Raw genomic sequence first — 26,962 nt, 5'->3', positions numbered from 1 at the left:
CGGCATCGCGGCGAGCATCCACAGGCCTCGCCGACGACGCTCGGCGCTGCGGCATGGTGCTGAGCATGCGAGGGATCCCGTTCGTCGCCGGCCTGCCGGTCGCGCCCCTGGCGCGGCTCGGCGCCTCCGGAGCCCCCATGCGCGAGTTCGGCGAGCTCGCCGCCCTCGTCGGCGACGCTGCGGTGACCGACGTGTTCGTCGGTGCGGGCCGCGTGTGGGTCGACCGCGGCAGGGGTGCCGAGCCGACCTCGCTCGTGCTCGACGAGCGGCGCGTGCGCGCGCTCGCGGTGCGGCTCGTCGAGGCGGGAGGCAGGCACGTCGACGAGGCGACGCCGTGCGTCGACGTGCGGCTGCACGACGGCGTGCGCGTGCACGTCGCGCTGCCGCCCGTCGCCGTCGCGGGCACGCAGCTGTCGATCCGTCTGCCGCGCACGGACGCGCTGGGCCTCGACGCGCTCGAGGCGGCCGGAGCCTTCGTGCTCGTGCCTCGCGCGGCGATCGACGCCCTCGTCGCGCGCCGTGCCAACGTGCTCGTGTCTGGCGCGGGCGGCTCGGGCAAGACGACCCTGCTCGGCGCCATGCTGTCGGCAGCGGCGCCCGGCGAGCGCATCGTGACGATCGAGGACGTCGCCGAGCTGCGCATCCGTCACGAGCACGTCGTCGCGCTGCAGACGCGGCAGGCGAACCTCGAGGGCGCGGGCGAGGTCGACCTCGCCCGGCTCGTCCGCGAGGCCCTGCGCATGCGACCCGACCGTCTCGTGCTCGGCGAGTGCCGGGGCGCCGAGATCCGCGAGCTGCTCGCCGCGCTCAACACCGGCCACGACGGGGGAGCGGGCACGCTGCACGCCAACGCGCTCGCCGACGTGCCCGCGAGGCTCGAGGCCCTCGGCGCGCTGGCCGGGCTCTCGCCGGACGCGCTCGCCAGGCAGGCGGTGAGCGCGTTCGACGCCGTGCTGCACGTCGAGCGGGCGGGCGAGCGACGACGCGTCGCCGCGCTCGGCGCGCTCGCGATGCGGGGCGGCACGCTCGAGGTCGTCGATGCGCGCGAGTGAGCTCGAGGCCGTCGCGACGCACGTGCAGCGGGTGGCGGCCGTGACGGCGGGCGGCGTGCCGCTGCAAGCGGCCTGGGGCTACGTCGGCGTCGATCGAGACGTGCGGGACCCCGCGCACGAGGAGGCCTGGAGTCTGTGCGACGCCGCGCTCGACGTCGCCGCGCACGCGGGCGCACCCGTCGCGGGCGTGCTGTCGCGGCTCGCGACCACGCTGCGCGACCGGGCCGCGGCATCGCGCGCCGTCGACGTCGCGCTCGCCGCCCCGCGCTCCACGGCGAGGGTCGTCGCGGCGCTGCCGCTCGTGGGCATCGTCTTCGGCATGCTCCTCGGTCTCGACCCCGTCGGCGCGCTCGTGGGGTCTCCCATCGGCCTCGCCTCGCTCGCCCTCGGCCTGTCGCTCGGCGGCGTCGCCTGGGCCTGGACGCGTCGCATCGTGCGCGCGGCCGCTCGCGGGCGCCCGACGGCGGGTCTCGAGCTCGAGCTCGTGGCGATCGCGCTCTCGGGCGGCATCGGCGTCGATCGCGCCCGCGCCGTCGTCGCGGGCGCGCTCGCTGCGCACGGCGTCGTCGGGGTCGACGCCGAGGTCGTCGACGAGACGCTGCGCATCGCGCAGGCGGCGGGCGTGCCCGCTGCGGCCCTGCTGCGAGCGGAGGCCGATGCGGCCCGCACGCGCGAGCGGCTCGCCGGGCAGGAGCGGGCCGAGCGCGCGTCGGTGCGCCTCGTCGTGCCGCTCGGCGTGTGCGTGCTGCCCGCGTTCGGACTCCTGGCGATCGTGCCGCTCGTGCTCACGATGCTGCAGCAGGCCATCGGCCCGCTCGCCTGACGCGCGTCGACGTCGCGCCGCGCACGGTGCGGCCACGAGGTCTCCACAGACGCGCGTCGTCCACAGTCGCGTCGCGGCCGGCGATGCGGGGCGGCGAGGCCTGCTGTGGTGGTGGCCCGCGCGGAGCACGCGCAGAGGAGGAGGAGTGCCATGGACAGGCTGAGGATGCTCGTCGACGACGAGCGGGGGGCCGCGACCGCCGAGTACGTCATCGCGACGATGGCGGCTGTGGGGTTCGCGGGGCTCCTGGTGGTGATCCTGCGCAGCGAGGAGGTGCGCGCGATCCTCACCGACATGGTGCAGCAAGCACTCACGGTGCAGCGGTGATGCGCCGCGGCGGCGGCGTGCGCGACGAGCTCGGCGCCGTGACGGCCGAGCTCGCCGCGGCGCTGCCTGCCGTGGCGCTCGTGGCTGCGCTCGCGATCGGCGGGGTGGGTGCGGCCGCGCAGCAGGTCGCGCTGCAGGACGCCGCCGGCGATGCGGCACGCGCCGTGGCACGCGGCGACGCGCCCGAGCCGCATGCCATCGGCGCCGAGGTCGGCGTCGAGACGACGGAGGGGCTCGCATGCGTCACGCTGCGCACGACCGTGCTCGGCGGCGCCCTGCCGCTCGCGGCATCGAGCTGCGCCGATGCGGGTGGCCGGTGATGCGACGATGCGGTCGCCGGTGACGCGCCGCGGCGGCCTGCACGACGAGCGGGGAGCCGGCGCGGTGCTCGCGCTCGCGCTCGTGGCAGCCACGGTCGCCGCGGCCGCCGTCGCCCTCGCGGCGTGCGCGCTCGTCGTGGCCTCCGCGCGCGTCGCTGCGGCAGCCGACGCGTCCGCGCTGGCTGCGGCCGATGCCGCCGCCGGCTGGGTCGACGCCGACCCGTGCGCGCGGGCAGCGCTCGTCGCCGCGGCGAACGACGCGATCGTCGCGTCGTGCGGGCTCCAGGGCCTCGACGCGACGGTGCGGCTCGTCGACGCGAGCGGGCTGCCGGTGGCGGCGCTCGCCGTGGCAGGCCCACGTCGCGGCGAGGGGGACGCGTCGTGAGCGGCCACCGCGCCGCACACGCTCGCCGCGAACGGCGCCACCCTCGTGGCCGACCGGGTCGGACGGCGCATGTATGGTGAGGGCGCGTCAGCGGGAAGGACAAGAGCGTTGGCAGATGGCACGAAGCTCGTCATCGTCGAGAGCCCTGCGAAGGGCAAGACGATCGAGCGCTACCTCGGCGAGGGATACAAGGTGATGGCCTCGGTGGGGCACATCCGCGACCTCGTGAGCCCGCGGGATCTGCCCGCCGAGATGAAGAAGGGGCCCTTCGGCAAGTTCGCCGTCGACGTCGAGTCGGGCTTCGAGCCCTACTACGTCGTCAACGACGACAAGCGCAAGACGGTCACCGACCTCAAGAAGGCGCTGAAGGATGCGGACGAGCTCATCCTCGCCACCGATGAGGACCGCGAGGGCGAGGCCATCGCATGGCACCTGCTCGAGGTGCTGAAGCCCAAGGTGCCCGTGCAGCGCATGGTCTTCCACGAGATCACGAAGGAGGCCATCGAGCACGCGCGCGACAACACGCGCCAGCTCGACATGGACCTCGTCGACGCGCAGGAGACCCGCCGCATCCTCGACCGCCTCTACGGCTACGAGGTGAGCCCCGTGCTGTGGCGCAAGGTGCGCCAGGGCCTCTCCGCCGGCCGCGTGCAGTCGCCCACCGCGCGACTCATCGTCGATCGCGAGCGCGAGCGCATGGCGTTCGTGCCCGCCGCCTACTGGAGCCTCGCCGCGACGTTCGACGCCGAGGGCAAGCACTTCCTCGCGCGTCTCGTGCGCCTCGACGGCGCGCGCATCGCCTCGGGCTCCGACTTCGACGACCGCGGTCGGATCAAGGGCGTGCGCACCATCCTCGACGCCGAGGGCGCCGCCGCGCTCGGCGACGAGCTCGAGCGCTCGACGTTCGAGGTCGCGGGCGTCGAGTCGAAGCCGTACCGCCGCCGTCCGTCGGCGCCGTTCACCACGTCGACGCTGCAGCAGGAGGCGGGGCGCAAGCTGCGCTTCTCGGCCAAGCAGACGATGTCGGTCGCGCAGTCGCTCTACGAGAACGGCTACATCACCTACATGCGCACCGACTCGCCCTCGCTCTCCGCGCAGGCGATCTCGGCCGCGCGCACGCAGGCCGCGGCGCTCTACGGCGACGGCTCCGTGCCGCAGGCGCCGCGTCTCTACTCCGGCAAGTCGAAGTCGGCGCAGGAGGCCCACGAGGCCATCCGCCCCGCCGGCGACGCCTTCCAGACGCCGAAGTCCCTCGCCGGCCGCCTCACCGACAACGAGTCGCGCCTCTACGACCTCATCTGGAAGCGCACGGTCGCGAGCCAGATGATCGACGCCACGGGGCAGACGGCCACGATCACGATCGCGTCGGCGCCCACGAGCCGCGGCGTCGCCGAGTTCACGGCCTCCGGCACCGTCATCACCGAGCCCGGCTTCCTGCAGGCCTACGAGGAGGGCAAGGACGTCGATCGCTACGCCGACGACGCCGAGCAGGACGCGACGCTGCCCGACGTCAAGGCGAAGGACGCCGTGGCGCTCGAGAGCCTCGATCGCAAGGACCACGTCACGACGCCGCCGCCGCGCTACACCGAGGCGAGCCTCGTGAAGGCGCTCGAGGAGCTCGAGATCGGCCGCCCGTCGACGTACGCGTCGATCATCGACACGATCGTGCGCCGCGGCTTCGTCACCGTCCGCGGTGGCGCGCTCGTGCCCGAGTGGATCGCCTTCGCGACGATGAACCTGCTCGAGGAGCACCTCGGCCAGTACGTCGACTACGACTTCACCGCCGAGATGCTGGCCGACCTCGACCGCATCGCCGACGGCGACGCCGACCGCGTCGAGTGGCTGTCGCGCTTCTACCGCGGCCACGACGGCAAGCCGGGCCTGCGCGACGTCGTCGGCAACCTCGGCGAGATCGATGCGCGAGCGGTCAACTCGATCGACCTCGGCGAGGGCGTGACGCTCCGCGTCGGCCAGTACGGCCCGTACCTCGAGCGCATCGACGAGCAGGGCACGATCCAGCGTGCGAACGTGCCGGAGGAGCTCACGCCCGACGAGCTCACGCTGGCGCGAGCGCAGGAGCTGCTCGACGCCCCTCCCGTCGAGGAGCGGGTGCTCGGCGAGCACCCCGAGACCGGCAAGTCGATCATCGTGAAGGACGGCCGATTCGGCCCGTACGTGCAGGAGGTCGAGCCCGAGCCCGAGACGCCTGCCGAGCCCGCGCTCACGAAGACCGGCAAGCCGAAGAAGGTGCCGAAGCCGCCGAAGCCGCGCACGGCATCCCTCTTCTCGTCGATGACGCCCGAGTCGATCGACCTCGAGACGGCCGTCGCGCTGCTCTCGCTGCCCCGCACGATCGGCGTCGACCCGGCAGACGAGTCGGCGACGCCCATCACGGTGCGCAACGGCCGCTACGGCCCCTTCATCACGAAGGGCACCGAGACGCGCTCGCTCGACAGCGAGGACGAGATCTTCACGATCACGCTCGAGCAGGCGATCGAGAAGCTCGCGCAGCCGAAGTACGGTGCGCGTCGTCAGTCGTCGGCGCTCGCGGAGTTCGACGCCGACCCCGTGAGCGGCAAGCCGATCAAGGTCAAGGACGGCCGGTTCGGCCCGTACGTGACCGACGGCGAGACGAACGCGACGATCCCGCGCGGCGAGGAGGTCTCGGCCGTCACGTTCGAGCGGGCCGTCGAGCTGCTGCAGATCAAGCGCGACAAGGGCCCGGCGAAGAAGCCCGCGCGCAAGGCGCCGGCGAAGCGTCGCACCCCGGCGAAGAAGTAGGCGTGGCTGGACTGTTCGTCACCCTCGAGGGTGGCGACGGCGCGGGCAAGTCGACGCAGTCGGCGCTGCTCGGCGCGTGGCTGCGCGAGCACGGCCGCACGGTCGTGACGACGCGCGAGCCCGGCGGCACCGACCTCGGCGTCGAGATCCGGCATCTCGTGCAGCATCGCCGCGGCCACGTCGCGCCCCGTGCGGAGGCGCTGCTCTACGCCGCCGATCGCGCGCACCACGTCGCGACGCTCGTGCGCCCCGCGCTCGACCGCGGCGATGTCGTGCTGCAGGACCGCTACCTCGACTCGTCGGTCGCCTACCAGGGTGCGGGCCGCGTGCTCGGCGCCGACGAGGTGCGCGGCCTCTCGCTGTGGGCGGTCGACGGCCTGCTGCCCGACCTCACGATCCTGCTGGACCTCGACCCCGTCGAGGGGCGCAGGCGCATGGCGGCCCGTGCGGACGCACCGTACGACCGTCTCGAGGCGGCGCCCGACGACTTCCACCTGCGCGTGCGCGACCAGTACCTGGCGCTGGCGGAGGCCGAGCCCGAGCGCTTCCTCGTCGTCGACGCGTCGGGCGAGCCGGCCGCGATCCACGCCGTCGTGCGCGAGCGGGTCGCGGCGCTGCTGGAGGGCTGAGGCGTGGTCGCAGCCGAGGGCGATCCGTGGGCCGAGATCATCGGGCAGGACGACGCGGTCGCGACGCTGCGGCGCGCTGCGTCGTCGCCGGGCACGTCGGCCATGACGCACGCGTGGCTCATCACGGGCCCGCCCGGCTCCGGCAGGTCGAACCTCGCGTTCGCGTTCGCGGCGGCGCTGCTGTCGCCGCCTGAGGGGATCGACCACCGCGTGCGCGTGCAGGTCGACGCGCGGACGCATCCCGACCTCGTCGTGCTCGCGACCGAGGGCGTGACGATCTCGATCCATGCGGCGCGCGAGGCCGTGCAGCGCGCGGCGCTGTCGCCGGCGTCGTCGCGCTACCGGGTCGTCGTCGTCGAGGACGCCGACCGCATGGTCGAGCGCACGTCGAACACGTTGCTGAAGGCGCTCGAGGAGCCGCCGGAGGACACGGTGTGGATCCTCTGCGCGCCGGGGGAGAGCGACCTGCTGCCGACGATCCGCTCCCGTGTGCGCACCGTCTCGCTCGGCGTGCCCGACCCCGACGCCGTGGCGCGGCTGCTCGTCGACCGCGACGGGGTCGACCCCGGCCTCGCAGCGCAGGTCGCCCGCGAGGCGCAGAGCCACATCGGCATGGCGCGCAGGCTCGCGACGAGCGACGCGGCGCGCGCGCGACGATTCGAGACGCTCGACGTCGCGCTGCGAGTGCAGACCGCGGGCCACGCCGTGCTCGCTGCCGCGAGGTACGTCGACATCGCAGGCGCCGACGCGGAGGCGATGAGCGCCGACCAGGACGCTGCCGAGCGCGAGCAGGCGCTGCGGCAGCTGGGCATCGCGCCGGGCGGCACCGTGCCGCCGCAGCTGCGCAGGCAGCTGCGCGAGCTCGAGAAGGCGCAGAAGGATCGCGCGAAGCGCGGCCTGCGCGATGGCGTCGACCGCATCCTCGTCGACCTCCTCTCGCTCTTCCGCGACATCCTGCTCACCCAGCTGGGAGTCGCGAGCGAGCTCGTGAACGAGGCGCAGCGGGCCCGCATCGAGGAGGCGGCGCGAGGTCGCCGCCCCGAGGACGCGCTGGCGGTGCTCGATGCGATCCAGGTCGCGCGCGAGCGGATCGAGGCGAACGTGCCGCCGCTGCTCGCGCTCGAGGCGCTGCTCGTCGTGGTCGCGATGCCCGACGAGCGCTGACCCGCATCGCACACCGAGGCGGCCGCCCGTAGCATGGCCGCGGACGAAGGGACTCCCATGGCTTCGACGCTCCGTCTGGGCACCACGGTGGCCGCGGCCGCCGCTGCGGTCGCGCTCGCGCTGACCGGATGCGTCGTGTTGCCGCCGGCTCTGCAGCCCGGTGGCGGGCCGGGGGCGCAGCAGCCCGGCTCCGGCGCCATCGACTTCACGCCCACGGGCGAGACGGTCGACGCCGCGCTCGAGCCGTACTACGCGCAGGACGTCGACTGGACGCTCTGCGCGAGCGGCATGACGTGCGGCACGATCGATGCGCCGATGGACTGGTTCGCGCCGGGAGACGGCCGATCGGTCGAGGTGAGCATGATCGTGCGGCCGGCCGATGGCGAGGTCTGGGGCACGATGCTGTACAACCCGGGTGGCCCGGGCGGCTCGGGTCTCGAGTACGTCCGCGACTACGGCGAGTACCTCGTCGCACCCGAGGTGCTCGAGCACTACAACCTCGTCGGCTTCGACCCCCGCGGCGTCGGGCAGTCGACGCCGATCACCTGCTACGACGACCCGTCGACGCTGTACGACTACCTCTACGAGATCCCGGAGGGCCCCGCGCCCGAGCCGCTCTCCGACGAGGATCTGCAGCAGCAGCTCGACGAGGCCGGGAGCTTCGGCGACGCCTGCCTGCAGTTCACGGGCGAGGCGCTCGAGTTCATGGGCACCGAGCAGGCCGCGAGCGACATGGACCTCATCCGCGCGCTCGTCGGCGAGGAGCGCCTGCACTACCTCGGCGTCTCCTACGGCACGCTGCTCGGCGCGACGTACGCCGACCTCTTCCCGGACCACGTCGGGCGCTTCGTGCTCGACGCGGCCGTCGCGCCGGATGCGACGGATGCCGACGGCACCCTCTTCCAGGCGGGCGGCTTCGAGCTCGCGCTGCGCAACTGGATGGCCGACTGCCAGAGCGTGGGCACGTGCCCGTTCGACGCCTCCGACGTCGACGGCGGCATGCAGCAGATCGGCGAGCTGCTCGCGCAGCTCGAGGCGTCGCCCATCGCGGCGAGCGACGGCCGGCAGCTGGGGTCGAGCTCGATGTTCACGGCGATCGCCGCGAACCTGTACTCGCCGCAGCAGTGGACGACGCTGCGCTCGGTGTTCGCCGACGTGCTGGCTGGCGATGCCGACTCCGCGTTCGTCGAGGCCGATCGCTACTACGGCGTCAATGGCGACGGCACCTTCGCCGACAACTCGTTCGAGGCCCTCATCGGCGTCAACTGCCTCGATGCGCCCGCCGTCACCGACTTCGACGAGGTGCGCGCCAACGCCGAGGCCATCCGCGAGGTGGCGCCGACGCTGTGGCAGGCGTTCACGGGCATGTCGACCTGCGCTGCGTGGCCGTTCGAGGCGACGCGCGAGCCGCACGTCATCACCGCCGACGGGGCGGAGCCCATCATCGTGATCGGTGGCATCAACGACCCGGCGACGCCGTACGAGCAGTCGGTGTCGCTCGCCGAGCAGCTCTCGAGCGGCGTGCTCATCACGGTCGATGCCGAGGGGCACTCGCAGTACAACCAGGGCAACGCGTGCGTCGACGAGCCGGTCGACGAGTACTTCCTCACGGGGACGGCGCCGTCGGGCGACATCGCCGACTGCTGACGCCGATGATCCGCTGCAACCTTGCAGTGGCTGCAACAATGGACCCATGACGGACGAGGGACTGCGGGCGCGCAAGCGTCGCCGGACGAGCGCGGCCATCCAGCGCGCTGCGCTCGAGCTCGCGCTCGAGCGCGGCGATCTGCAGCCGCCGGTCGACGCGATCGCGGCGCGCGCCGACGTGAGCCCGCGCACCTTCTTCAACTACTTCGCGACGCGCGACGAGGCGCTCGTCGGCGAGCCCATGCGGTTCCCGGACGACGCCGATCCCCGCGTGGGCGCCGACCTGCTCGACATGCTCGAGACGATCGCGCTGCAGGTGCTCGGCGACCGCGAGCTCGACCGCGACCTCATCATGCTGCGCCGCGACGTCATGCGGCAGCATCCGGAGCTCTTCGCCAGGCGCGTCGTGCAGGGGCAGGAGATCGAGCAGGAGCTCGTGCGGCTCGCGGAGCGCCGCGCCGAGCTCGACGGCGACGCCCGACCGCACGAGCGCGGTCGCATCGCGGCGCTCGTCGCGATGGGCGCGTTGCGCGCCGGGTGGATGCGCTGGGTCGACCGCGCAGGCGGGGAGAGCCTCGAGGATGCCGTGCGCGCGACGTTCGACGAGGTGCGCCGCATGGTGCGCGACGCCGCCTCCTCCTGACCGAGCGCGCGATGCGACGCCGCGCGCCGTGACGCGGCGGCGCGCGGGGGCCTGCGGGACACGACGTCGCCGTCTGGTCACGGTCCGGTCACGACCTCGCCGTCTGGCCGATCCTGCGTGCGCGGCGCGGGTAGCGTACGAGCGAACGCGTGCGCCGTGGCCGACCCCGTCGCCATCGGTCGCACGCCTGTCACAGCACCAGGACCCAGGAGGTCACCGTGTCCCGACCCGCATCCAGGCGTCGCGCGCTCGTCGCGCTCGCCGGTGCCACCGCCGCAGCCGTCGCGCTCGTCGGCTGCGTGCAGAGCGACCGCGAGGAGTCCGGCGAGGCTGGCGACGTCGACTCGACGTTCGTCTTCGCAGCCTCGTCCGACCCGTCGAGCCTCGACCCGGCGTTCGCGAGCGACGGCGAGTCCTTCCGCGTCTCGCGCCAGATCTTCGAGGGCCTCGTGGGCGTCGAGCCCGGCACGGCCGACCCCGCTCCGCTGCTCGCCGAGAGCTGGGAGCAGTCGGAGGACGGCCTGTCCTACACGTTCCAGCTGCAGGACGGCGTGACCTTCCACGACGGCTCGGCGTTCGACGCCGAGGCCGTGTGCTTCAACTTCGACCGCTGGTTCAACTTCACCGGCGTCGCGCAGGCCGAGAGCATGGCCTACTACTACACGAGCCTCTTCAAGGGCTACGCAGACAGCCCCGAGGGCGCCGTCTACGCATCGTGCTCGGCCGACGAGGAGCTCTCGGCGACCGTGACGCTCGCGAAGCCCTTCGCCGGCTTCATCGCCGCCCTGTCGCTGCCGGCCTTCGCCATGCAGTCGCCCACGGCGCTCGAGGAGTTCGGTGCCGACGAGGTCGGCGGCACCGAGGAGGCGCCGACGCTCTCCGAGTACGCGCAGGGCCACCCCGTGGGCACCGGCCCGTTCTCGTTCGACTCGTGGGAGGTCGGCTCGCAGCTCGAGCTGAGCGCCTACGGCGACTACTGGGGCGAGCAGGGCGACGTGCAGCAGATCATCTTCCGCGTCATCGACGACCCGACGGCACGCCGTCAGGCCCTCGAGGCCGGCGACATCGACGGCTACGACCTCGTGAGCCCCGCCGACGCGGCGGCGCTCGAGGAGGACGGCTACCTCATCGAGTCGCGCGACCCGTTCACGATCCTCTACCTGGGCATGAACCAGCAGGTGCCCGAGCTGCAGGACGTCCGCGTCCGCCAGGCCATCACGATGGCGATCGACCGCGACCAGCTCGTGTCGCAGACGCTGCCCGAGGGCACCGAGGTCGCGAACCAGTTCATCCCGTCGTCGGTCGCCGGCTACAACGACGAGGTCACCGAGTACGAGTACGACCCGGAGGCGGCGCGCGCGCTGCTCGCCGAGGCCGGCTACCCGGACGGCTTCACGCTGCAATTCAACTACCCGACGAACGTCTCGCGTCCGTACATGCCGAACCCGGAGGAGATCTTCACGAACCTCTCCGCGCAGCTCGAGGAGGTCGGCATCACGGTCGACCCGCAGCCGAACGCATGGTCGCCCGACTACCTCGACCGCATCCAGGGCGGCGCCGACCACGGCATCCACCTGCTCGGCTGGACGGGTGACTACAACGACACCGACAACTTCCTCGGCGTCTTCTTCGGCAGCCAGTCGAACGAGTGGGGCTTCGACAACCAGCAGCTCTTCGCCGACCTCGAGGCCGCTCGTGCCGAGCCCGACCTCGACGCGCAGATCCCGCTGTACGAGGCCATCAACGAGGAGGTCGCGACGTTCGTGCCCGGCGTGCCGCTCGCGCACCCGGCCCCGTCGCTGGCGTTCTCGGAGCGCGTCGAGTCGTACCCGACGAGCCCCGTGAACGACGAGGTGTTCAACATGATCGAGCTGACGTCGTAGCCTCGACCTCGGCATGACCATCGGTGGGAGGGGCTGCGATCCGGCCCCTCCCACCGCTTCTGCGACGAAAGGCCTTCGTGCTCCGAGTCATCGGCAAGCGGCTGGCGCTCCTCGTCCCGACCCTCGTCGGGCTGAGCCTGCTGCTCTTCCTCTGGGTCCGCGCCCTCCCCGGCGGACCCGCGACCGCGCTGCTCGGTGAGCGCGCGACCCCCGAGGCCATCGAGCGCATCAACGCGCTCTACGGCTTCGACCGCCCGCTGTGGGAGCAGTACGTCACCTACATGGGACGACTGCTCACGGGTGACTTCGGCGTCTCGATCGAGACCGGCAGGCCCGTGCTCGAGGAGTTCGCGCGCCGCTTCCCGGCGACGCTCGAGCTCGCGACGTTCGCGATCCTCTTCGCGGTGCTGATCGGCGTGCCGCTCGGCTACTTCGCGGCCAAGCACTACGGCCGCCTCGTCGACCACGGCTCGGTGGTGCTGAGCCTCATCGGCATCGTCATCCCCGTCTTCTTCCTCGCCTTCATCCTCAAGTACCTCTTCGCGGTGCAGCTCGGCTGGTTCCCGCCCGACGGCAGGCAGGATCCGCGCATCGACGCGACGCACTTCACGGGCTTCTGGGTGCTCGACGGCTTGCTCACCGGCGAGCTCGACGCGGCAGGGGATGCGTTCCTGCACCTCGTGCTGCCCGGCATCGCGCTCGGCACGATCCCGCTGGCGATCATCGTGCGCATCACGCGTGCGAGCGTGCTCGACGTCCTCGGCGCCGACTACGTGCGCACGGCGCGGGCGAAGGGCATCCTCGAGTCGACGATCCGCGACCGCTTCGTGCTGCGCAACGCCATGCTGCCCGTCGTCACGACGATCGGTCTGCAGGTGGGCCTGCTCATCTCCGGAGCCGTGCTCACGGAGACCGTCTTCGCCTTCTCGGGCGTCGGCCAGTTCCTCGCGTCGTCGATCTTCGCGCGCGACTTCCCCGTGCTGCAGGGCTTCATCCTCTTCATCGCGATCGGATACGCGCTCATCAACCTCATCGTCGACGTCAGCTACTCGTTCATCGATCCCAGGGTGCGTGTCCAGTGAGCGCCGTCCTCCCTCCCGCCAGCGACGCCAGCATCGGCCCCGACCCCCAGGAGCCGAAGGGGCAGGGGCCCGGCGCGCGACGCGAGGCCGGCCAGTCGGTGTGGGGTGCCGCGTTCTCGCGCCTGCGCCGCAACCCGCAGGCGATCGTCGGCGCCGCGATCGTCGGGCTCTTCGTGCTCGTCGCGATCCTCGCGCCCGTGCTGGCGCCGTACTCGGGCACCGCCCTGCCCGGCCGCTCCGAGATCACGCCGACGAGCATCCCCGTGCCGGGCGACCTCGCGCAGTACCCGCTGGGGCTCGACCGCTTCGGCGGCGACGTGCTGTCGAAGCTGATCTGGGGCGCGCAGGCGTCGCTGCTCATCGGGCTCGTGTCGACGGCGCTCGGCCTCGTGGGCGGCATGCTGCTCGGGCTCGTGGCCGCCGGATTCGGTGGCTGGGTCGACAACGTGGTCATGCGCGTCGTCGACATCCTGCTGTCGGTGCCGAACCTGCTGCTCGCCGTGTCGATCGCGGCGGTGCTGGGGCAGACGCCCGCTGCCGTGATGATCGCCATCGGCGCGAGCCAGGTGCCGATCTTCGCGCGCCTCCTGCGCTCGTCGATGCTGCAGCAGCGCTCGGCCGACTACGTGCTCGCGGCGCAGACGCTCGGCCTCTCGCGTCGCACGATCACGATGAGCCACGTGCTGCCGAACTCCCTCGGCCCCGTGGTCGTGCAGGCGACGCTGGCGCTCGCCACCGCCGTCATCGACGCGGCCGCGCTGTCGTTCCTCGGCCTCGGCGGTGGACGCCCGGAGACGGCCGAGTGGGGGCGCATGCTCACGTACGCGCAGAACGAGCTCGCGATCGCGCCGCACCTGGCGTTCCTGCCCGGCATCTGCATCGCGATCACGGCGCTCGGCTTCACGCTCTTCGGCGAGTCGCTGCGCGAGGCGCTCGACCCGCGCCAGCGGAAGGCCTAGCGCCGCAGCATCCCTCGACTGGGCAGTAGATGTCGTGATTCGGCCCGAATCTCGACATCTACTGCCCATTCGCGTGCATCGAGTGCCCAGTCGGCAGGACGCAGGGGAGCAGGGCGTCAGGCCGCGCCGAGCTCCGCGCCGGGGATCGAGGCGAGCAGCTGCCGCGTGTACGGGTGGCGCGGGTTCTGGAACAGCTCCTCGCTCGGCGCCTGCTCGACGATCTCGCCGCGCTGCATCACGGCGACGTGGTCGCTGATGAGGCGCACGACGGCGAGGTCATGGGAGATGAAAAGGTACGAGAGCCCCAGCTCGCGCTGCAGCTCGCCGAGCAGGTGCAGGATCTGCGACTGCACGAGCACGTCGAGCGCCGAGACGGGCTCGTCGCACACGACGAGGTCGGGCTTGAGGGCGAGCGCACGCGCGATCGCGACGCGCTGGCGCTGGCCGCCGGACAGCTCGCCGGGGTAGCGACGCAGCATCGACTGCGGCAGCGCCACCTGGTCCATGAGCTCGGCGACGCGCGCGCGGCGCTCGGCGCGGGACCCGCGCCGGTAGGCGTCGAGGGGCTCGCCGACGATGCGTCCGATCGTGAACGACGGGTTGAGCGACGAGTACGGATCCTGGAAGACCGGCTGCACGCGCTGGCGGAAGGAGCGCAGCTCGTCGCCCTTCAGGTCGGCGATCTCCTGGCCGTCGAAGCGCATGGAGCCCGACGTCGGCTCGACGGCCTTCAGCAGCATCCGCGCCGTCGTCGTCTTGCCGGAGCCGGACTCGCCGACGATCGCGACCGTCTGGCCGCGGGGGATGACGAACGAGACGTCCTTCGCGGCGGTGAAGTCGTCGCCGCCGCGCACGGGGTAGACCTTCGTGAGGCCCTCGACCTCGACGATGTTGTCGGCGGCGCGCGGCGCGTCGGCCTCCTGGCCGTGCTCGATGACCTGGGCGCGTGCCGCGGCGACCGAGGGCGCGGCGGCGACGAGCGCCTTCGTGTACTCGTGCTGCGGATCCTGCAGGATCTGCGCGGCCGGGCCCGCCTCGACGACGCGGCCGCGGTGCATGACGACGACCTTCGACGCGCGCTCGGCGGCGAGGCCGAGGTCGTGGGTGATGAGCAGCACGCTCGTGCCGAGCTCCTGCGTGAGCGCGCCGATCTGGTCGAGGATGGTGCGCTGCACCGTGACGTCGAGCGCGCTCGTGGGCTCGTCGGCGATGAGCAGGCGCGGAGCGCATGCGAGACCGATCGCGATGAGCGCGCGCTGGCGCATGCCGCCCGAGAACTCGTGCGGGTACTGGCCGGCGCGGCGCTCGCCATCCGGCAGGCCCGCGGCCGACAGCGCCTCGACGACCTTGCCTCCGACGTCGCGTCGCGTCGCCTTCCGGTGCGCGAGCAGCGTCTCCGCCACCTGCGTGCCGATCTTCGAGACCGGGTTGAGGTTCGACATCGGATCCTGCGGCACCATGCCGATCTCGTTGCCGCGCAGGCCGCGCATCTTCGACTCGGAGAGGCCGACGAGCTCGCGGCCGTCGAGCTGGATGCTGCCGCCCGCGATGGTGGCGTTCGCGGCGAGGAGGCGGATGATCGCCATCGCCGTCGTCGACTTGCCCGAGCCCGACTCGCCCACGATCGCGACGGTCTCGCCGCGCTCGACGTCGAACGACACGTGCTGCACGGCGTCGACCGTGCCCGCCATGGTGCGGAACGTCACCTGCAGGTCGCGCACGCGCAGCAGGGGCACGTGCTCGTCGGTGGTGGCGGATGCGGCGGATGCGTCGGCGGGGGTGGGCTCGACGGGCGCGGCAGCGGGCTCGCTCATCCTGCCATCCTGCCGGACGCCGGGACCGTGGATGCGCGGTTCCGGCCGATCGTCACACGACCGTAGCCTTCGGGTGCAGATCCCCCGCGGCGCGCGCAGGCGGAGCCGGCGGGCGGGTCGCGGCCGACGGCATCCGCACCCCGTGGGCGCCGCGTGCACGGTTCGCGCGTCGCTCGTGGATGCGCTAGCATCGTCTCTCGTGCCGCACTGCGTCACATGCCGCCCTAGCTCAGTTGGCAGAGCGATTCACTCGTAATGAATAGGTCGTGGGTTCGATTCCCACGGGTGGCTCCGAACGAGAAGGCCCCCGCAGCAGCGGGGGCCTTCTGCGTGCGCCCGCGCGGCGCTCCCGGCATCCGGGGATACGGTGAGTGGGTGCCCGACGCCCCAGACATGCAGGACTGGCCGACCGGTCGACTGCTGTCGATGGCGGCTCGGCTCGTGGAGCACGGCTGGCACGACACGTTGCAGGGCATCGGCATCACGCACGCGGGCCTCGTCGTGCTCGACCTCCTCGCCGACGGCCCGCTCTCGCAGGCCGAGATCGCGCGGCGGGCGCGCGTCGAGGTGCAGACGATGTCGCGCACGGTCGATCGCCTCGAGCGCGAGGGGCACGTCGAGCGCACGCCGGATCCCACCGATCGGCGTTCGCGACTCGTGGCGCGCACGACCGCGGGCGAGGCCGCGTGGACGCAGGCGCGCACGCTCGAGACGACGGCGATCCCCGAGGTCGAGGCGCCGGATGCGCTGCGTGCGCAGCTGCTGCAGATCGTGCGGGCGCTGAGCGCCGAGCGCTGGGCGTGACCCGGCCGCGGCTCCCTTTGCCAACTGAAGGTCAGCCAGCGTAGTATTCGAGCCATGGCCAGAGCGCTCCTCATCGTCGACGTCCAGAACGACTTCACCGAGGGCGGCGCCCTCGGCTGCGACGGCGGCGCGGCCGTCGCCGCGGCGATCACCCAGCACGTCCGTGCGAGCGACTACGCCCTCGTCGTCGCGAGCCGCGACTGGCACCACGGCGACGACGACAACGGCGGCCACTTCGCCACCGGCGAGCCGGACTTCGTCGACACCTGGCCCGTGCACTGCGTCGCGGGCACGGCAGGCGCCGACTACCACCCGGCCCTCGACGCCTCCCTCGTCGACGTCCACGTCTTCAAGGGCCAGGGCGAGCCTGCCTACTCGGCGTTCGAGGGCGAGACCGACGACGGCCGCACGCTCGCCGAGATCCTCGACGAGGCGAGCATCGACGAGCTCGTCGTCGTCGGCATCGCGACCGACTTCTGCGTCAAGGCCTCCGCGCTCGACGCCATGCCCGTCGTGCCCACCGTGACCGTCGTCGACGCCCTCACCGCCGCCGTCGCACCCGGCACGCGCGCCGCCGCGCTCACCGAGCTCGCCGCCGCCGGGGTCGTGGTCCGGTGAGCTCGCCCGCCCCCGTCGAGCCGCCCACGAGCCGCCCGGCGTCGTCCCGCGTGCCGCGTTGGCTGCGCGCGCTCATCCCCGCCGTGCTCATCGTGGGGTGGCTCGCGGCGCTCGGCGTCGGTGGCCCGACGTTCGGCAGGCTCGAGGAGGTCGTCGAGAACGACCAGGCCGCGTTCCTGCCGCAGTCGGCGGATGCCACGGCCGTGCAGGAGGCGCTCGGCGGCTTCCTGGGCGACGATCGCGTGCCCGCCATCATCGTGCTCGAGGGCGACGGCACGCTCTCCGACGACCAGCTGGCGGACGCGCAGACGCTCGCAGCCGACGTCGCGGACGTCGAGGGCGTCGCCGAGGCGTCGCCTGCGATCCCGAGCGACGACGGCGAGGCCGTGCAGATCGTCGCCGTGGTCGACGCGAGCGAGTCGGAGGCGGTCGACGCCGCCGTCGAGGAGATCCGGTCGCTCGTCGCCGACGCGCCGGGAGGCCTCACGGGCGCCGTGACGGGGCCGGCGGGCTTCGCCGCCGACATCGCATCCGCATTCAGCGGCATCGACGGCATCCTGCTGCTCGTCGCCCTCGCGGCCGTGCTCGTGATCCTCGTCATCGTCTACCGCTCGCCGTTGCTGCCGATCCTCGTGCTGCTCACGTCGGTCGCGGCGCTCTGCCTCGCGATCCTCGTCGTCTTCGGGCTCGCGAAGGCGGGCGTGCTGCAGCTCAGCGGTCAGACGCAGGGCATCCTCTTCATCCTCGTCGTCGGCGCCGCCACCGACTACGCCCTGCTCTACACCGCGCGCTACCGCGAGGCGCTCGGGCAGCACGCGCGCAGGTGGGATGCGACGCTGGCGGCATGGAAGGGCTCGTTCGAGCCCATCCTCGCCTCGGGCGGCACCGTCATCGCCGGCCTGCTGTGCCTCCTGCTGTCGGATCTGCAGTCGAACCGGCAGCTGGGCCCCGTCGCCGCGATCGGCATCGCGATGGCGCTGCTCGCCGGCCTCACGATGCTGCCCGCGCTGCTGTACGCCGTCGGTCGCGTCGCCTTCTGGCCGCTCGCGCCCCGCCACGCCGGCGCGCACGAGCATGCTGCCACCCATGCGAAGCCGCAGCGGCTCGGCCTCTGGGGCCGTGTGGCGCGGCTCGTCGGCGCCCGCCCGCGCCCCGTGTGGATCGTCACGGCGCTCGTCCTCGCCGCCGGCGCGCTCGGCCTGACGCAGCTGCAGGCGAACGGCGTGCCCTCGAGCGAGTTCGTCGTCGGCGAGTCCCAGGCACGCGACGGCCAGGCCGTGCTCTCCGACCACTTCCCGGGTGGATCGGGCACCCCGACGTACGTGCTCGCCGACGAGGGCGACCTCGACGCGGTCGCCGAGGTCGCGGGCGGCGTCGACGGCGTGGATGCCGTGGCGGCCACGAGCGAGGACGCGCCGGGAGGCGCCGTGCCGATCGGCGACGACGCCGCCCAGGCGCCGTCCGGCCCGCCGGGCGCGCCGACGGGGGAGCCGCAGGTCGTCGACGGACGGGTGCTGCTGCAGCTCACGCTCGCCGCGGCCCCCGACTCCGACGCGGCGCAGCAGACGGTGCGCGACCTCCGCGTCGCGCTCGCCGACGCCGACCTCGCCGACGCGCTCGTCGGCGGCACCACGGCGACGGCCGTCGACACGAACGACACGGCCATCCACGACCGCGCGCTCATCATCCCGATCGTGCTCGCCGTCATCCTCGTGATCCTCGCGCTGCTGCTGCGGGCGATCGTCGCGCCGATCCTGCTCGTGCTCACGACCGTGCTGTCGTTCGCGACGGCGCTCGGCGTCGCCGCGCTCATCCTGCACGCCATGGGGCGCGAGGCGATGGATCCGTCGGTGCCGCTGTTCGCGTTCGTCTTCCTCGTCGCGCTCGGCGTGGACTACAACATCTTCCTCATGTCGCGCGTGCGCGAGGAGGTCGGCAGGCTCGGCCACCGCGAGGGCGTGCTCACGGGCCTGCGGGTCACGGGCGGCGTCATCACGTCGGCGGGCGTCGTGCTCGCCGCGACGTTCGCCGCGCTCGCGGTCATCCCCGTGCTGTTCCTGCTGCAGATCGCGATCATCGTCGCGCTCGGCGTGCTCATCGACACCGTGCTCGTGCGCTCGCTGCTCGTGCCCGCGCTCGCGCTCGAGCTCGGTGCCGCGACGTGGTGGCCGTCGGCGCTGTGGCGCCGGCGCGACGAGGGCGGCATCACGCCTCGGCGCCGACCCGACGCATGATCGGGGTCGCGGAGATGCCGTGCACGATCACCGAGAGCGTGATGGTGAAGCCGACGGTCGACCAGAGCGCAGGGAGCTCGGCGAAGCCGGCCTCGCCGGCTGCGTACGCCACGTAGAAGATCGACCCGATGCCGCGGACGCCGAAGAAGCCCACGGCGAGCCGCTCACGGCCCCGCAGCGGGCGATCGCCGCTCGTCGGGCGCCGCCTGCCGACCGCGAGCGCGATCCATCCCGTCACCGGCCGGATGACGAGCACGAGCGCGATCCCCACGGCGATGCCACCGGGGGTCAGGTCGGCGAGGAGGCCGTTCGTGAGCGAGATGCCGAGCAGCAGCAGCACGACGAGGGTCAGCAGCTGCTCCAGGCGCTCGATGGTCGCATGCATCTGCCGGTGGTAGTCGTGCCCGCGCTCGACCGAGCGCAGGGTGAGGGCCGCGACGAACACGGCGACGAAGCCGTACCCCTGGGCCACCTCGGCCACCCCGTACGCCAGCAGCAGCGCGACGACGGCCATGAGCGGCTGGCCACGATCCGCCACGCGCATCGACTCCCTCGACGAGCGGAACGCGATCCGCCCGAGCAGCCAGCCCACGCCGACGCCGATGGCGACGCCGATGAGGACCTTGGCCACGAGGTAGAAGCCGACCCACGCGCCGATCCACTCCGACACCGCCGCCTGGCCGGCGAGGAGGATCGCGGCGTAGACGAAGGGGAACGCGAGCGCGTCGTTGAGGCCGGCCTCGGACGTCAGCGCGAACCGGACCTCGTCGGACTCGTCGATCTCGCCGGTCGACTCGCTCGGCTGCCCAGGGCCCTCGACCTGGACGTCGCTCGCGAGCACGGGGTCGGTGGGGGCGAGCGCCGCGCCCAGCAGGAGGGCGGCGGGCAGCGCGAGCCCCATCCACCACCAGCCGAGGAGCGCGACGGCCCCGATGCACAGCGGCATCGTGATGGCGAGCAGGCGCCAGGTCGCCGACCACCGACGCCAGTCGCCCAGGCGACGCAGGCTCAGCGGGCGATCGAGCGCCAGCCCGACCCCCATGAGCGAGACGAGCACCGTGGCCTCGGTCAGGTGCTCGGTGACGTCGCCGTGCACGATCGGGGAGAACGTCTCGTCCTCCCACACGGGCAGGAGCCCGACGAGGCACCCGACGGCGAGCAGCACGACGGGAGCCGACAGCGCCACGCGCCTCAGGGCCACGGGCAGCACCACGGCGATCAGCAGCGCGACGCCGAGGATGAGGTACGCCAGGTCCGCGGTCACGCTGCAGTCTCACGGTGCCGGATCCACCGGACAAGCAGGTCCCGGGGAAGGGTGGATCGTGCTAGCGACCGCGCTCGGCGCCGCGCCGGAGGATCAGCGGGCCTCGGGCTCGGCCGTCGCCTGCAGCCACGCCCACAGCGTCGCACGATCGGCGAAGACGCCCACGTCGAGCCCGAGCGACCGGCCGAGCGCGACGACCCGATCGCGCAGGGTGTGGCGGTGGAGGCCCGTGGCGCGTCCGGCGGCATCCCACGCGCAGTCGTGCGCGAACCACGTGCGGGCGAGGGCGACGTCGCGCATGCCGGACTCCGTCGCGAGCGCGGCGCCGAGGTGGGCGGTCGCGGCCGCGCGCACCTCGGCGTCGTCGAGGAGGCCGAGCAGCCCGTCGACGCGCGCATCGAACGTCGCCGACGCCGCCTGCGTGCGGCGTGCGCGCGCGAGGGCCGTCCGCGCCTGGGCGAGGGCCGTGCGCGCCGCGCCCCACGACGCGGGCGTCGACCACCCCACCGCCGCCTCGGCCCCGTCGATCGCGGCCGCGATGCGCTCGACGTCGCTCGCGCTCGCGACCACGAGGGTCTCGCCGCCCCGCACCGTCGCCATCGCCGTGCCCGCCGGGTCGGCGTCGAGGCTCGCGGCACCGCCGACGACCGCGACGACGATCGGCTCGGCGGGCAGCGCCTCGCCCACGCGAGCGAGCAGCGCGGCCGCCGATCGCACCTCGCCCGCGAGCGCCTGCTCGAGGATGGCGCCCTCGAGCGCCGCGACGCGATCGCGCGCGACCTGCGAGGTCGCGAGCGCGAGGTCGAGGAGGCCCGCGGCCGTGGTCGCGACGGATCGCGCCGGCGCGTCGAGGGCGGCGGAGCCCGCGATGGCGAGGGCGCCGTGGAGCCTGCCGGCGCCGCCGAGCGTGTGCACGAGCGTCCACGCACCGTCGGGGCCGTCCGTCATGCGCGCCGCACGTCGACCGGAGCGCAGCGCCGTACGCGCCTCCTCGGCGAGCGCCGGCTCGATGCCGCGGGCGGATGCGACGCGCACGCGCGCGCGCTCGTCGAGCAGGGCGGCGTCGACCCCGAGCTCGCGCGCGAGCGCCCGCACGACGGCGGTCGACCCGTCGGACCGGCTCGCCGCGGCGGCGATCGACCGCTGCGCGTCCGCCGCCCATCGCTCGCGGGCCGTCGACCGCTCGGCGTTCCACCGGATGACGGCGAGGAACGGCGTCGCGTACGGCACCTCGAGCAGCGGCAGGTCGGCGGCGAGGCACGCGTCCACGAGCGACGCGGGCACGGCATCGACGTGGACGCCCGTGCCGAACCCGACCGCGAGCACGCCAGCGTCCTGCAGCGCACGCACGTAGCGCGGCGTCGACGCCTCGTCCTCCACGAGCTGCCTGCCCGTCGTGAGCAGCACGTGGTCGCGGGCGAGGAACGGCGTGGGGTCGAGGAGGTCCGAGCTCGCGATCCACGAGATGGGCGCCGATCGACGCTCGTCGCCTGCGACGAGCTCGCGCAGCGCGAGGGCGGGCTCGGCCGCCATGGCCTCGACCGTGGGGACGATGGGGGAGCGCTGGCCGGCGTGGGGTGCCACGGTGGCGATTCTCGCATGCAAGAGCGCCATCGTGGCATCCCCGGCGACGCCGGGCGTCCCTAGCGTGAGGGCACGAGCAGCGAGGAGCCGACATGACCCTGCAGGAGACCGCCACCGTGGCGCACGTCGATGCGTCGGCATCCCCGGCCGCAGCACCGCTCGGCGGCCCGACGCTAGAGCAGGTGCGCCGCCTGCGCACCGCGGTCCCCGGCCCCGCGTCGCGGGCGCTCCTCGCACGCAAGACCGACGCCGTCGCGCGCGGCGTCGGCATCGCGCTGCCCGTCTTCGTGACCGCGGCCGGCGGCGGCGTCGTCGTCGACGCCGACGGCAACTCGCTCATCGACCTGGGCTCCGGCATCGCCGTGACCTCGGTGGGCAACGCCGATCCCGCGATCGTGGAGGCCGCGTCGCGGCAGCTCGAGCAGTTCACCCACACGTGCTTCACCGTCACGGGCTACGAGGGCTACGTCGCGGTCGCGGAGGCGCTCAACCGCCTGACGCCGGGGGACTTCGCCAAGCGCAGCGCGCTGTTCACCTCGGGTGCGGAGGCCGTCGAGAACGCGGTCAAGATCGCGCGCGTCGCGACCGGACGCAGCACGATCGTCGCCTTCGACCACGCGTACCACGGGCGCACGAACCTCACGATGGGCCTCACGGCCAAGTCGATGCCGTACAAGCGCGGCTTCGGTCCCTTCGCGCCCGACATCCATCGCGCCCCCATGTCCTACCCGTTCCGCGACGGCCTCGACGGCGAGACGGCGGCGCGCATCGCGATCGACCGCATCGCGCGACAGGTGGAGGTGGACGAGATCGCCGCCATCATCGTCGAGCCCATCCAGGGCGAGGGCGGCTTCATCGTGCCCGCCGACGGGTTCCTGCCCGCGCTGGCCGCGTGGGCCCGCAGCCACGGCATCGTCGTGATCGCCGACGAGGTGCAGACGGGCTTCGCCCGGACGGGCGCGATGTTCGCCTCCGAGCTGCTCGGCCTCGAGCCCGACCTCGTCGTGACGGCGAAGGGCCTCGCGGGCGGGCTGCCCCTCTCGGCGGTCACGGGCCGCGCCGAGATCATGGACGCCGCGCACGCGGGCGGCCTCGGCGGCACGTACGGCGGCAATCCCGTCGCGTGCGCGGCGGCGCTCGCCGCGATCGCCGCCTTCGAGGGCGGCCTCGTCGAGCGGGCGCGCGGGATCCAGGCGATCGTCGAGGAGCGGCTGCTCGCGGCGCAGCGCCTCGACGCTCGCATCGGCGACGTCCGCGGTCGCGGCGCGATGATGGCGATCGAGCTCGTCGACCCCGCGACGGGTCGGCCCGACGCCGCGCTGACGGCGCGCGTCGCCGCCGCGGTGCACGCGGCGGGCGTCGTGCTGCTCACGTGCGGCACCGACGGCAACGTCATCCGCCTCCTGCCGCCGCTCGCGATCGGCGACGACCTGCTGCGCGAGGGCCTCGACGTGCTGTGCGACGCCCTCGCGGCAGCCTGAGACGAACCCCACATCCGGCCTAGGCTGGGACCAGCGAGACTGCGAAGGAGCATCCATGACGCACCACGACGAGACGGCGCTGCTGGAGGGCGTGCACGGCGCGCTCTACATCGACGGCGAGTGGGTGGCCGGCGAGGACGGCACGATCGACGTGACCGACCCGTCGACGGGCGAGGTCATCAAGACCATCGCGAACGGATCCGTCGCCGACGGCGTGCGCGCGCTCGACGCGGCCGTCGCCGCGCAGGACGACTGGGCGCGCACGCCCGCCCGGGTGCGCGGCGAGGTCCTGCGGAAGGCGTGGGAGCTGCTGCAGGAGCGCACGGAGGACTTCGCGCTGCTCATGACGCTCGAGATGGGCAAGCCGCTCGCCGAGGCGCGCGGCGAGGTCGCATACGGCGGCGAGTTCCTGCGGTGGTTCTCCGAGGAGGCGGTGCGCATCGGAGGCCGCTACGCGCAGAACCCCGAGGGCACGGGGCAGATGATCGTGACGCACCGCCCCGTGGGCCCGTGCTACCTCATCACGCCGTGGAACTTCCCGCTCGCCATGGCGACGCGCAAGATCGCGCCCGCGATCGCGGCCGGCTGCACCGCCGTCGTGAAGCCCGCCACGCTCACGCCGCTGACGACGCTCGCGTTCGTGCAGCTGCTCGAGGACGCCGGGCTGCCGAAGGGCGTCATCAACGTCATCACGACGAAGAGCACCGGTGCGCTCACCGATCGCATCATGAGCGACCCGCGCCTGCGCAAGGTGTCGTTCACGGGCTCGACGCCCGTGGGCGTCGGCCTGCTGAAGCAGGCCGCCGACAACGTGCTGAAGGCATCCATGGAGCTCGGCGGCAACGCCCCGTTCGTCGTGTTCGAGGACGCCGACCTCGACAAGGCGGTCGAGGGCGCGATGCTCGCGAAGTTCCGCAACATCGGCCAGGCGTGCACGGCGGCGAACCGCTTCATCGTGCACGAGTCGGTCGCCGACGACTTCGCCGCCCGCATCACCGCGAGGGTGCAGGGCATGCAGGTCGGTCGCGGCACGGACGACGGCGTGCAGATCGGCCCGCTCGTCGAGCCGAAGGCCGTGGCGAACGCCGTGCGCCTCGTCGACGAGGCCGTCGCTGCCGGCGCGGTCGTGACGACGGGCGGCAAGGCCATCGACGGCCCCGGCTCGTTCTTCGAGCCGACGGTGATCGACCGCGTCTCGGCCGACATGTCGGTCTCGATCGAGGAGATCTTCGGGCCCGTCGTCGGCATCCAGCGATTCTCGACCGAGGAGGAGGCGGTGTCGCTCGCGAACGCCACCGAGTACGGCCTCGTCGGCTACGTGTTCACGCAGGACGCCGCGCGCGGCCAGCGCATGATCGACCTGATCGACACCGGCATGATGGGCCTCAACGTCGGCGTCGTGTCGAACGCGGCCGGCCCGTTCGGCGGCGTGAAGCAGTCGGGCCTCGGGCGCGAGGGCGGCGCCGAGGGCATCTACGAGTACCTCGAGACGAAGTACACGCTCATGCCGAACCCCTACGCCTGATCCCCGCGAGCACGACGGCCCCCTCCGCGTCGGAGGGGGCCGTCCTGCGCTCGGTCGTCAGGGCTGGTCGGCCGCCACGAGCAGCTGGTGCTGCGCGAGCTCGCGGTAGAGCGGGCTCGACGCGAGCAGCTGCTCGTGCGTGCCCGTCGCCACGACGCGGCCCTGATCGAGCACGACGATCTGGTCGGCGCCGACGACGGTCGACAGCCGGTGCGCGATGACGAGCAGCGTGCGCCCCTCGGCGACCTCGTCGATCGCGCCCTGCAGCTGCGCCTCGTTGCGGCCGTCGAGGCTCGACGTCGACTCGTCGAGCAGCAGCAGCGCAGGCGCCGAGAGCAGCGCGCGCGCGATGGCGAGCCGCTGGCGCTCGCCGCCCGACAGGCGCACGCCGCGCTCGCCGACCACGGCATCGAGCCCCTCCGGCGAGCGGTCGACGACCTCGCGCAGGTTGACGCGGCCCAGCACGTCGAGCAGCCGCTCGTCGGTGGCGTCGGGGGATGCGAGCAGCAGGTTGTCGCGGATGGTGCCGGCGAGCACGGGCGCATCCTGCTCGACGTAGCCGATGCCGGCGCGCAGCGCACGGCGCTCGACCGAGCGTGCATCCCTGCCGGCGACGACGATGCGCCCCGCCACGGGATCGTAGAAGCGCTCGACGAGCGCGAAGAGCGTCGACTTGCCTGCTCCCGACGGGCCGACGATCGCGGTGCGCGTGCCGGGCGCGACCGTGAACGACACGTCGTGCAGCACGGTGGGCGACTCGACGGGTGCGTCCTCCTCGACGCCGTCCTCGGCAGCGCGGCGCGAGCGCACCACCGACTCCGGATACCGGAACGAGACGCCCTCGAACGCCACGGCGTCGCCGGTCGGGGCCGCGTCGACGACGAGGTCGCCTGCGTCCTCCGGCGCGAGGCGCACGATCTCCTGGATGCGGCCGAGCGCGCCGAGCGCGGTCGAGACCGCCGTGACGGCGCCGATCATCTGCCCGAGCGGGAAGATCATGTACGACAGGAACATCAGGAAGCCGACGAGCGACGCGATCGACAGGTCGCCCGTCGCCACGCGCAGGCCGCCGACGCCGATGACGACGAGGAAGGCCACCTGCACGGCGACTCCGGCGATCGGCACGACGAGCGCCGAGATGCGCGCGACGCGCACGCCCGCGCCGAACGCGGCCTCGCTGCGCTCGCCGACGACCGCGATCTCGCGATCGGTCGCGTTCGACGCGCGCACGGTGCGCACCGCCGAGATCGCGCGCTCCAGCGCGCTCGTGAGGTGCCCGACCTGCTCCTGCGCGGCACGCGTGGCGCGCGTGAGCATCGGCATGACGACGAGGACCGCGGTGAACGCCGCGACGACGACGAGCAGCGTGAGGCCGAAGAGCGCAGGGTCGATGACGAGCATCGCGACGATGGCGCCGACGAACGTCAGCAGGCCGCCCACCGACTCCACGAGCCCCTGCGTGAGCACGGCGCGCAGCAGCGTCGTGTCCGAGCCGACGCGCGAGACGAGGTCGCCCGTGCGGCGCTGGTCGAACTCGGCGATCGGCAGGTGCAGCAGGCGCCCCACGAGCTGCGTGCGGGTGCGCAGCACGACGTGCTCGCCGAGGATCTGCAGCAGGAAGTGCTGGAAGCCGCCGAGCGCGGCGTCGACGAGCACGAGGATCACGAGCACCCACGGCAGCCAGCGCAGCGGCTCGGAGGCCTGCACCGCCGTGATGATCTGCTGCACGAGCAGCGGCTGCACGAGGCTCGTCACCGCGCCGAGCACCGACAGCACGAGCGCGCCGGCGAGCAGCCCCTTCTTGGGGAACAGGTAGGGCAGCAGCTCCCGCACGGATGCCTTCGGGCCGCCGTCGTCCTTCGCTCGGCGCAGGGGTCCTCGTCGCTCGCTCATCGCCCACCATCCTCCCACCGCGCCCGTCGACCGCTCGCCGGTGACCGTGT

Annotated in this window: 22 protein-coding genes and 1 tRNA gene; 19 read left to right on the top strand and 4 right to left on the bottom strand. The window is 73.2% G+C overall.

Annotated elements, in window-relative coordinates:
- Positions 1–65 precede the first annotated feature (65 nt).
- From ACFQPP_RS10450 to ACFQPP_RS10390, 13 genes are all read left to right on the top strand, one after another.
- On the top strand, positions 66–1,052 hold the full coding sequence (locus ACFQPP_RS10450; RefSeq protein ID WP_376916528.1) for a TadA family conjugal transfer-associated ATPase: 987 nt from the start codon (positions 66–68) through the stop codon (positions 1,050–1,052).
- Positions 1,039–1,875, top strand: a complete 837-nt coding sequence (locus tag ACFQPP_RS10445; protein WP_376916527.1) for a pilus assembly protein TadB — start codon at positions 1,039–1,041, stop codon at positions 1,873–1,875. Before ACFQPP_RS10450 ends, ACFQPP_RS10445 begins: the two co-directional genes overlap by 14 nt.
- 150 nt (positions 1,876–2,025) lie before the next feature.
- Positions 2,026–2,202, top strand: a complete 177-nt coding sequence (locus ACFQPP_RS10440) for a DUF4244 domain-containing protein (RefSeq protein WP_376916526.1) — start codon at positions 2,026–2,028, stop codon at positions 2,200–2,202.
- Positions 2,202–2,522, top strand: coding sequence for a hypothetical protein (locus ACFQPP_RS10435; protein ID WP_376916786.1), 321 nt, complete (start codon positions 2,202–2,204; stop codon positions 2,520–2,522). Before ACFQPP_RS10440 ends, ACFQPP_RS10435 begins: the two co-directional genes overlap by 1 nt.
- A gap of 19 nt (positions 2,523–2,541) precedes the next feature.
- Complete coding sequence (locus ACFQPP_RS10430) at positions 2,542–2,907, top strand: hypothetical protein (protein ID WP_376916525.1); 366 nt, start codon at positions 2,542–2,544, stop codon at positions 2,905–2,907.
- Between the two features lie 108 nt (positions 2,908–3,015).
- Complete coding sequence (gene topA, locus ACFQPP_RS10425; RefSeq protein WP_376916524.1) at positions 3,016–5,688, top strand: type I DNA topoisomerase; 2,673 nt, start codon at positions 3,016–3,018, stop codon at positions 5,686–5,688.
- Between the two features lie 2 nt (positions 5,689–5,690).
- Positions 5,691–6,317, top strand: coding sequence for a dTMP kinase (gene tmk, locus ACFQPP_RS10420; protein WP_376916523.1), 627 nt, complete (start codon positions 5,691–5,693; stop codon positions 6,315–6,317).
- Positions 6,318–6,320: 3 nt separating this feature from the next.
- Positions 6,321–7,481 (top strand): DNA polymerase III subunit delta', encoded by a 1,161-nt coding sequence (locus ACFQPP_RS10415; RefSeq protein ID WP_376916522.1) that lies wholly within the window; start codon positions 6,321–6,323, stop codon positions 7,479–7,481.
- Positions 7,482–7,538: 57 nt separating this feature from the next.
- Complete coding sequence (locus tag ACFQPP_RS10410; RefSeq protein ID WP_376916521.1) at positions 7,539–9,128, top strand: alpha/beta hydrolase; 1,590 nt, start codon at positions 7,539–7,541, stop codon at positions 9,126–9,128.
- 46 nt (positions 9,129–9,174) lie between these two features.
- Positions 9,175–9,771 (top strand): TetR/AcrR family transcriptional regulator, encoded by a 597-nt coding sequence (locus tag ACFQPP_RS10405; RefSeq protein WP_376916520.1) that lies wholly within the window; start codon positions 9,175–9,177, stop codon positions 9,769–9,771.
- A gap of 218 nt (positions 9,772–9,989) precedes the next feature.
- Positions 9,990–11,654 (top strand): ABC transporter substrate-binding protein, encoded by a 1,665-nt coding sequence (locus ACFQPP_RS10400; protein WP_376916519.1) that lies wholly within the window; start codon positions 9,990–9,992, stop codon positions 11,652–11,654.
- A 77-nt stretch (positions 11,655–11,731) separates the two neighbouring features.
- Positions 11,732–12,736 carry an ABC transporter permease gene (locus ACFQPP_RS10395; protein WP_376916518.1) on the top strand — a complete coding sequence of 335 codons (1,005 nt, stop codon included), beginning with the start codon at positions 11,732–11,734 and terminating at the stop codon, positions 12,734–12,736.
- A gap of 32 nt (positions 12,737–12,768) precedes the next feature.
- The gene (locus ACFQPP_RS10390) at positions 12,769–13,695 is read left to right on the top strand and encodes an ABC transporter permease (RefSeq protein ID WP_376916785.1); all 927 of its coding nucleotides are present in this window, start codon (positions 12,769–12,771) and stop codon (positions 13,693–13,695) included.
- Between the two features lie 116 nt (positions 13,696–13,811).
- On the opposite strand, the gene ACFQPP_RS10385 is transcribed toward ACFQPP_RS10390, so the two are convergent.
- The gene (locus tag ACFQPP_RS10385; RefSeq protein WP_376916517.1) at positions 13,812–15,509 is read right to left on the bottom strand and encodes an ABC transporter ATP-binding protein; all 1,698 of its coding nucleotides are present in this window, start codon (positions 15,507–15,509) and stop codon (positions 13,812–13,814) included.
- A gap of 218 nt (positions 15,510–15,727) precedes the next feature.
- On the opposite strand from ACFQPP_RS10385, the gene ACFQPP_RS10380 reads away from it, so the two are divergent.
- From ACFQPP_RS10380 to ACFQPP_RS10365, 4 genes are all read left to right on the top strand, one after another.
- Positions 15,728–15,800, top strand: a tRNA-Thr gene (locus ACFQPP_RS10380).
- Positions 15,801–15,884: 84 nt separating this feature from the next.
- Positions 15,885–16,313 carry a MarR family winged helix-turn-helix transcriptional regulator gene (locus ACFQPP_RS10375; protein WP_376916516.1) on the top strand — a complete coding sequence of 143 codons (429 nt, stop codon included), beginning with the start codon at positions 15,885–15,887 and terminating at the stop codon, positions 16,311–16,313.
- A 54-nt stretch (positions 16,314–16,367) separates the two neighbouring features.
- A complete protein-coding gene (locus ACFQPP_RS10370; RefSeq protein WP_376916515.1) occupies positions 16,368–16,931 on the top strand; it encodes an isochorismatase family protein in 564 nt (187 codons plus the stop codon).
- Complete coding sequence (locus tag ACFQPP_RS10365) at positions 16,928–19,165, top strand: MMPL family transporter (protein WP_376916514.1); 2,238 nt, start codon at positions 16,928–16,930, stop codon at positions 19,163–19,165. Before ACFQPP_RS10370 ends, ACFQPP_RS10365 begins: the two co-directional genes overlap by 4 nt.
- On the opposite strand, the gene ACFQPP_RS10360 is transcribed toward ACFQPP_RS10365, so the two are convergent.
- A complete protein-coding gene (locus ACFQPP_RS10360) occupies positions 19,137–20,429 on the bottom strand; it encodes a cation:proton antiporter (protein ID WP_376916513.1) in 1,293 nt (430 codons plus the stop codon). The genes ACFQPP_RS10365 and ACFQPP_RS10360 overlap by 29 nt on opposite strands.
- Positions 20,430–20,522: 93 nt before the next feature.
- Complete coding sequence (locus tag ACFQPP_RS10355; protein ID WP_376916512.1) at positions 20,523–22,013, bottom strand: PucR family transcriptional regulator ligand-binding domain-containing protein; 1,491 nt, start codon at positions 22,011–22,013, stop codon at positions 20,523–20,525.
- A gap of 92 nt (positions 22,014–22,105) precedes the next feature.
- Between ACFQPP_RS10355 and gabT the strand changes: the two genes are divergently transcribed.
- Positions 22,106–23,494 (top strand): 4-aminobutyrate--2-oxoglutarate transaminase, encoded by a 1,389-nt coding sequence (gene gabT, locus ACFQPP_RS10350; protein WP_376916511.1) that lies wholly within the window; start codon positions 22,106–22,108, stop codon positions 23,492–23,494.
- Between the two features lie 55 nt (positions 23,495–23,549).
- Positions 23,550–25,019 carry an NAD-dependent succinate-semialdehyde dehydrogenase gene (locus tag ACFQPP_RS10345; protein ID WP_376916510.1) on the top strand — a complete coding sequence of 490 codons (1,470 nt, stop codon included), beginning with the start codon at positions 23,550–23,552 and terminating at the stop codon, positions 25,017–25,019.
- Between the two features lie 57 nt (positions 25,020–25,076).
- Here ACFQPP_RS10345 and ACFQPP_RS10340 read toward each other — a convergent pair whose 3' ends face one another.
- Positions 25,077–26,912 (bottom strand): ABC transporter ATP-binding protein, encoded by a 1,836-nt coding sequence (locus tag ACFQPP_RS10340; protein ID WP_376916509.1) that lies wholly within the window; start codon positions 26,910–26,912, stop codon positions 25,077–25,079.
- Positions 26,913–26,962: the final 50 nt, after the last annotated feature.

Origin of the sequence: Agrococcus sp. GCM10030265 (genome assembly GCF_042666675.1) — a bacterium.
Classification (GTDB): Bacteria; Actinomycetota; Actinomycetes; order Actinomycetales; family Microbacteriaceae; genus Agrococcus.
Note: the sequence above shows the minus strand (reverse complement) of the source record. Positions and strands in the feature narration are given on the sequence as shown.